7 protein-coding genes are annotated in these 7,132 nt (G+C 58.2%); 4 read left to right on the forward strand and 3 right to left on the reverse strand.

Features of this window, described 5'->3' with window-relative positions; genetic code table 11:
* The first annotated feature begins 77 nt into the window (after positions 1–77).
* Complete coding sequence (locus P775_RS19655; RefSeq protein WP_245875774.1) at positions 78–509, forward strand: NUDIX domain-containing protein; 432 nt, start codon at positions 78–80, stop codon at positions 507–509.
* A 132-nt stretch (positions 510–641) separates the two neighbouring features.
* Here P775_RS19655 and P775_RS19660 read toward each other — a convergent pair whose 3' ends face one another.
* On the reverse strand, positions 642–953 hold the full coding sequence (locus P775_RS19660; RefSeq protein ID WP_099912583.1) for a hypothetical protein: 312 nt from the start codon (positions 951–953) through the stop codon (positions 642–644).
* A 121-nt stretch (positions 954–1,074) separates the two neighbouring features.
* Entirely contained in the window at positions 1,075–1,794 is a 720-nt protein-coding gene (pyrF, locus tag P775_RS19665; RefSeq protein WP_099912584.1) for an orotidine-5'-phosphate decarboxylase, read from the reverse strand.
* Positions 1,795–2,091: 297 nt separating this feature from the next.
* Between pyrF and clpB the strand changes: the two genes are divergently transcribed.
* Complete coding sequence (clpB, locus tag P775_RS19670) at positions 2,092–4,707, forward strand: ATP-dependent chaperone ClpB (RefSeq protein WP_099912585.1); 2,616 nt, start codon at positions 2,092–2,094, stop codon at positions 4,705–4,707.
* Positions 4,708–4,809: 102 nt separating this feature from the next.
* Here clpB and P775_RS19675 read toward each other — a convergent pair whose 3' ends face one another.
* Entirely contained in the window at positions 4,810–5,250 is a 441-nt protein-coding gene (locus P775_RS19675; RefSeq protein ID WP_099912586.1) for a DUF302 domain-containing protein, read from the reverse strand.
* A 220-nt stretch (positions 5,251–5,470) separates the two neighbouring features.
* Here P775_RS19675 and msrP point away from each other — a divergent pair, with 220 nt between their 5' ends.
* Positions 5,471–6,376: a protein-methionine-sulfoxide reductase catalytic subunit MsrP gene (msrP, locus tag P775_RS19680; protein ID WP_099912587.1), complete on the forward strand. Its 906-nt coding sequence runs from the start codon at positions 5,471–5,473 to the stop codon at positions 6,374–6,376.
* Positions 6,376–6,981: a protein-methionine-sulfoxide reductase heme-binding subunit MsrQ gene (gene msrQ / locus P775_RS19685; RefSeq protein ID WP_099912588.1), complete on the forward strand. Its 606-nt coding sequence runs from the start codon at positions 6,376–6,378 to the stop codon at positions 6,979–6,981. Before msrP ends, msrQ begins: the two co-directional genes overlap by 1 nt.
* Positions 6,982–7,132 lie beyond the last annotated feature (151 nt).

Raw genomic sequence — 7,132 nt, forward strand, 5'->3', positions numbered from 1 at the left:
ATCGCCAGCATGGATCAAAGTCGGGTTCTGGCGTAGTCGATACGCAGTTGCACCGCTCTGCAGGAGACATCATCGTCATGCATCAGGATACATTTTCCGGCGCCAAGCTAATGCTGTTTGTCGGCAGCCAGCTTCTTGTGATCCGTCGTGACCACGCACCGGAGATTGCCTTTCAGGGCTTTCTTGATTTTCCTGGAGGCGGGAGAGAAAAACCGGAAAGTCCAGTGGAGTGCGTGCTGCGTGAAACTTACGAGGAGGTTGGCTTGACGATTGCACCGGATCAGCTGATCTGGTGCTGTAAAAATATCCGTGCTGACGGGCAGACTGGGTGGTTCTTTGCCACGCATCTGAGTTTCGACGCTGCTTTGCCTGTGCGGTTCGGGGGAGAGGGTCTCGGTTGGTCACTTGTCCAGCCGCAGGCTTATCTTGCAAGCGCTGATGCAATCCCGCACTTCAAAATATCGCTCGATAAATATCTGGCATTCTGCCAAGGACAAGCGCCAAATTGAGGGAGCTTTCGGTTGCGTTCTTCATGGGCAAAACGCGGTCCCGATCCGGGATAGACTGATCGGGACCCAGCTTTGATTCACAAAATCAGGCTTTAGACCTGTGATTCGAGGCAAAACTGTTTCAGCAAGAAGTCAGGCTGCGTGGCGACCCATCAGTGCATCAATCCAGCGTTGCATAGGCGGCTGCGCGCGACTTGTCTCCATTCGGGGTATGACGAGGGAAGATGCCAGTCGGGCGTGCAGCGTATTGGGATCACTGCGACGGCTTAGAGCGTCCTGCCAAAGCCCTTCGCCGATCACATCTGGCTCTTCCGCAAGAGATGCCGGGAAAGCTGCGGCGACGCTGACCCGTCCGGCCTGCGTATGGAATGTCACGAGCGCCTCATAGCTCTGGGTTGCGGCGTTATAGGTCACGTCGCCGATCTGCGTCCTGCTCGTCTGCATGTTGCACCTGTTAGCTGGTCCTTGTGATGCCTTAACGCGTCACTTTGGTAAAAGTTTCACAGGGGATGTTTTAGGGGGTTGCGCCATCTGCACAAATTTGCTGATGGCGCTGGTTGACTGGTCAGGGAAGCGATGCAAGGATGTCCCGCACTGCGGCCCTTGGGTCGCTGGCCTGCCAGATCGGCCTGCCGACAACGATGTGATCCGCCCCGTCTGTGATTGCCTGATGCGGTGTGGCGATGCGTTTCTGATCGCCGCTGTCGGCGCCGACAGGGCGGACGCCTGGGGTTACGATCAGCTTGCCGGTTGCTTCGGGCAGGGCGCGGATCAGCGCGGCCTCTTTGGGGGATGCGATGACGCCGTCGGCCCCGGCCTCAAGCGCGCGGGCGGCGCGGGTGGTGACCAGTTCGGGGATATCGCCTGCCTGAATCAGGCAATCGTCCAGGTCCGCGCGGTCCAGAGATGTTAGGATAGTGACGGCGAGAATCTTCATATCACTGCCTGCGGCACCCTGCATTGCCGCGCGCACGACATGCGGATCGCCATGCACGGTGAGAAAGTCGATGTCGAACTGCGCAAGGCCGCGTACCGCATGTTCGACCGTCGCGCCTATGTCGAACAGCTTCATGTCCAGAAAGATGCGCTTGCCGTGTTCCATTTTCAGCTCATTGGCGAGCGCGAGGCCACCACTGGTCAGCATTCCCAGGCCGATCTTGTAGAAAGACACGGCGTTGCCAAGCCGTTCTGCCAGTGCAAGACCGGCAAGGGCGTTGGGAACGTCCAGTGCGACGATCAGGCGATCATCGCCGACGGGGATTGTTGTTTCAGTGGGGTAGGACATGGCTCTGGCTCCGGAGTGGGGTTGATGCGGATCAACGTCGGTCAGTCGATCTTGCGTTAAACGAAAGAAACCGAGGTTTCCATACCGGAGCGGTTCGGGTCGATCACGTGGCTTGACGTGTCACCTTTCAGCTGACGAGTTGATGGCGCAAGCCTGCCCCGCGCCGTGTCCTTTTCGCAGCACCGCTCTCTTGCAGATCCTCTGAGGGGTGCCCATGTTTTAATCGAGGCCCCAAAGGGGATGCGCCAAAAGACGGGCATCACGGGAACGGGGCGCTTTTAGCAAAGGAGAAGGCCCATGAACTTGGAGAAGTTCACGGAACGGTCGCGCGGCTTTATTCAGGCCGCACAAACCATTGCGATGCGGGAAGGCCATCAGCGGCTGAGCCCGGAACATATCCTGAAAGCACTGCTTGATGATGAGCAGGGGTTGGCGAGCAATCTGATCACCCGTGCAGGCGGTGCTCCTCTGCGAGTGATGCAGGCGGTGGAAACTGCCCTCACCAAAATCCCCAAGGTGAGCGGCGACGCCGGTCAGGTGTATCTTGATTCCACGACCGGCAAAGTTCTGGACGAGGCCGAGGCGATCGCCAAAAAGGCGGGCGATTCCTTTGTCCCGGTCGAGCGTATCCTCATGGCGCTGGGTATGGTGAAATCGCCCGCCAAGGACGCGCTCGAAGCAGGAGCGGTGACGCCGCAAAAGCTGAACGAAGCTGTCAACGATATCCGCAAGGGGCGCACAGCAGATTCTGCGAGCGCTGAAGAGGGTTATGATGCGCTCAAGAAATACGCACGCGATCTGACTGAGGCAGCCGAACAGGGCAAGATTGACCCGATCATTGGCCGTGACGAGGAAATACGTCGCACGATGCAGGTGCTGAGTCGTCGGACCAAGAACAATCCTGTTTTGATCGGCGAACCTGGCGTGGGCAAAACTGCGATTGCCGAGGGTCTGGCCCTTCGTATCATAAGCGGCGACGTGCCTGAGAGTTTGCGCAATAAGCGTCTGATGGCGCTCGACATGGGCTCACTGATTGCTGGTGCCAAGTACCGTGGTGAGTTCGAGGAGCGCCTGAAGGCGGTTCTGAATGAGGTCACGACGGCGGCGGGTGAGGTCATCCTGTTCATCGACGAGATGCACACGCTTGTGGGCGCGGGCAAGGCGGATGGCGCGATGGATGCCTCCAACCTGCTGAAACCTGCATTGGCCCGGGGCGAGTTGCACTGTGTTGGCGCGACGACGCTGCAAGAGTATCGCAAGCACGTGGAAAAGGACGCGGCCTTGGCTCGTCGTTTCCAGCCGGTGATGGTCAACGAGCCGACGGTCGAGGATACGATCAGTATCCTGCGCGGAATCAAGGAAAAGTACGAGCTGCACCATGGCGTGCGGATCTCGGATTCCGCACTTGTTGCGGCGGCGACGCTGAGCCATCGCTATATCACCGACCGCTTCCTACCCGACAAGGCGATCGACCTGATGGACGAGGCGGCAAGCCGTCTGCGCATGGAGGTGGATTCCAAGCCCGAAGAACTGGATCAACTCGACCGCAATATTCTGCAGATGCAGATCGAGCAGGAAGCGCTGAAAAAAGAAGACGATCAGGCCAGTAAGGACCGGCTTGAAAAGCTTCAGAAAGAGCTGGCGGAGGTGCAGGAGCGCGCCGCCGAGATGACTGCCAAATGGCAGGCAGAGCGTGACAAGCTGGGTGCAGCTCGTCAGCTAAAGGAAAAGCTGGAACAGGCCCGCGCCGAGCTTGAGATCGCAAAGCGCGAGGGCAATCTGGCCAAGGCTGGCGAGCTGTCCTACGGTGTGATTCCGCAGCTTGAAAAGCAACTGGGTGCTGCCGAAGAGGCCGAAGGCAACCTCATGGTCGAAGAGGCCGTGCGACCCGAACAGATCGCGCAGGTGGTCGAACGCTGGACCGGTATCCCGACGACCCGGATGCTGGAGGGCGAGCGCGACAAGTTGCTGCGTATGGAAGACGGTCTGCACAAGCGGGTTATCGGTCAGGACCGCGCGGTGCGCGCCGTCGCCAATGCCGTGCGCCGTGCCCGTGCCGGTCTCAACGACGAGAACCGGCCGCTGGGATCGTTCCTCTTTCTCGGGCCGACGGGTGTCGGCAAGACCGAGCTGACCAAGGCAGTGGCCGAGTTCCTGTTCGACGATGACAGCGCCATGGTGCGGATCGACATGTCCGAGTTCATGGAGAAACACGCGGTTTCCCGTCTGATCGGTGCCCCTCCGGGCTATGTCGGGTATGACGAGGGCGGTGTGCTGACCGAGGCAGTGCGGCGTCGACCTTATCAGGTCGTGCTCTTCGATGAAGTTGAAAAGGCGCATCCCGACGTGTTCAATGTGCTGCTGCAGGTTCTGGACGATGGTATGCTGACCGATGGCCAAGGCCGCACCGTGGATTTCAAGCAGACGCTCATCATCCTGACGTCCAACCTTGGGTCGCAGGCGCTGAGTACACTGCCCGAGGGGGCAGATAATGCCTCGGTCCATCGCGATGTGATGGATGCGGTTCGGGCCCACTTCCGGCCAGAGTTCCTGAACCGTCTGGACGAGACGATCATCTTCGACCGCCTTAACCGCAAGGACATGACCGGCATCGTTACGATCCAGATGGCGCGGCTGCTCAAACGTCTGGCGGCTCGTAAGGTCGAGTTGCAGCTGGATGCTGCGGCGCTGAAGTGGCTTGCTGACGAGGGCTATGATCCTGTGTTCGGGGCGCGCCCGCTGAAACGGGTGATGCAACGTGCCTTGCAGGATCCGCTGGCCGAGATGCTGCTGGCTGGGGATATCAACGACGGCGATATGGTGCCGGTAAGTGCAGGACCAGACGGATTGATCATCGGCGACCGGGTGGCTGCGTCCAACCGGCCGAGGCCAGATGACGCCGTCGTTCACTGAAGGCCCCCTGAGCGAAATGGAAAGGCCCGCCGATTGGTGGGCCTTTTTCGGCGGGTTTGCCGAAAGGGGGGAAGCGTCCAGCGAAAGCTTGTGAGCTTTGCGCTATTGATCCAGCCCAATGGCACCCCGGGCAATGCCGTCCAAAAGAGCTTCTACCTCTTTCATCGCACCCTCGGGAAAGCTGCGAAAGCCAATTGTTGTTTTGTCTGGTGTGTCGGTCTGCACCATGACAAAAATATCGTAGGGGCAGAACTGGATGTTCATTACATCTGCCTCCATCACCTTGCGCGACAAGCTGGCGGAGCAAAAGCTGTAGACATCCGCCTGAGTGAACAGCACCATATCCGATCCAAGATCGGCCCGGGTGCGTTCGAGCATCTCGCCTGTATGACTGACGTGATCAACGACCAGCCCGCGATCCAGTATCGCGCTTTCCAGGCCAAAAATAACATCGTCAAAGCTTTGTTCGGTGTCATAGGTGATGACGTCTTGGGCCAGCGCGGGCGCCCCCATAATTGTAAGAGCCAGAATAAGCCGTTTCATTGTCGTTCCTCCCCGGGTGCATTCGGTCTAGTTTATGCCTGAATGCGGTTGTGCTGCAAAGTTTGTGGACGCCCGCGTCCCGAAAGGCTCGTAAACTGGTTGCCTTGCAATCCAGCGCTCCCCCAAACGTTTCAGCCCCTCCACAGCAACGTGACGTGATGTGGTTTTGAGAATTCCCGCACTTAGCCTAAGTCATATGCGAGAGAACGAGGAGAGCCGAATGGCATATCGCTGGAAACCCGACCTGACCCGCGCCGACGTGACGTCCGAAGCGCTTTTCCTGAATCGCCGTCAGATGATAACCGCTCTGGGTGCGGGGGCGATCATGGGTGCACTTGGCACCAGAACTTTTGCCCAAGGGACGGATCTGACGCCCAACACCTATGAAGAGATCACCAGCTACAATAACTATTATGAGTTCGGCACAGGCAAGGATGATCCGGCGCGCTATGCCGATGCGCTGACGACTTCGCCCTGGTCGGTCAAGATCGACGGGCTGGTCGATAACCCCGGCGTTTTCTCGATAGGGGACATTCTGGCCAAGATGACGATCGAGGAACGCATCTACCGTTTCCGCTGTGTCGAGGCCTGGTCGATGGTCGTGCCCTGGAACGGGTTTGAGTTTGCCGATCTTCTGAGCATGGTAGGTGTGCAGTCCTCGGCCAAATATGTGGCGTTTGAAACTGCCCTGCGCCCAGATGAGATGCCCGGTGTTGCCTATCGTGTACTCGACTGGCCCTATGTCGAAGGTCTGCGTCTGGACGAGGCGATGCATCCGCTGACAATCCTGGCGACTGGTATCTATGGTAAGCCGATCCCTAACCAGAATGGTGCGCCATTGCGGTTGGTCGTGCCGTGGAAGTACGGCTTCAAATCCATCAAGTCGATTGTTCGGATCACTCTGACGGATTCAGAGCCAGCCACAAGCTGGAACAAGGCCGGGCCGAACGAATACGGGTTCTACAGCAACGTGAACCCCGAGGTGGATCACCCCCGCTGGAGTCAGGCGACCGAGAGGGCAATTGGCGGCGGCTTTTTTGCAAAACGCCAGCCAACGCTGATGTTCAATGGCTATGATGAGGTTGCGAGCCTCTACGATGGCATGGATCTGGCAAAGAACTTCTGATGGATCTGGTCGGTAGGATAAATGGTGCTTTGCGCAAGGTTCCCACTTGGCCCTTTTACATATTGTGCGCACTGCCTCCGTTCTGGTTCCTGTTTCAGGGGCTATCCGGAGCGCTGGGCGTTGATCCAGTCAAGGTGATGGAACACCGTCTGGGCGAGTTGGCCTTGCAGTTCCTGGTGGCGGGGCTGGCGATCTCCCCGATGCGCAGATACCTCGGGCTCAACTTGCTCAAGTTCCGTCGGCTCGTCGGTTTGGCGGCCTTCTTTTATGTTTGTGCACACCTGCTGGTCTGGCTGGTGCTGGATGTGCAGATTCCCAGCCAGATCTGGGCCGACATCCTCAAACGACCTTATATCACCGTAGGCATGGCAGCCTTTGCATTGCTGATCCCTTTAGCGGTAACCTCCAACATGTGGTCGATCCGGCGGATGGGGGCGAAATGGCGGCAGCTTCACTGGCTGGTCTATCCGGCGGTTCTTCTGGGGGCGTTGCACTTCGTGATGCTGGTCAAAGGCTTTCAGATCGAGCCATTGCTTTATATGGGCACAATTCTGGTGCTGCTGGTGCTGCGATATCGCCCAAGCCGCCGAAGGCAAATGGCCTGAGGTCCGTATTTTAGACCGTCTTGCTCGAAATCGCCCCCTGGGGCGATTCTTTGCACCCAACAAGTCGGTTGAAGCACTGCGTCACATCCTGTTTTCCCTCCTGTGTTGTGTGTTCTGTTGGTTGGTGTTGTGGATAAGTCTGTGGGTAATG

Origin of the sequence: Puniceibacterium antarcticum, assembly GCF_002760615.1 — a bacterium.
In the GTDB taxonomy this organism is placed as follows: Bacteria; Pseudomonadota; Alphaproteobacteria; order Rhodobacterales; family Rhodobacteraceae; genus Puniceibacterium; species Puniceibacterium antarcticum.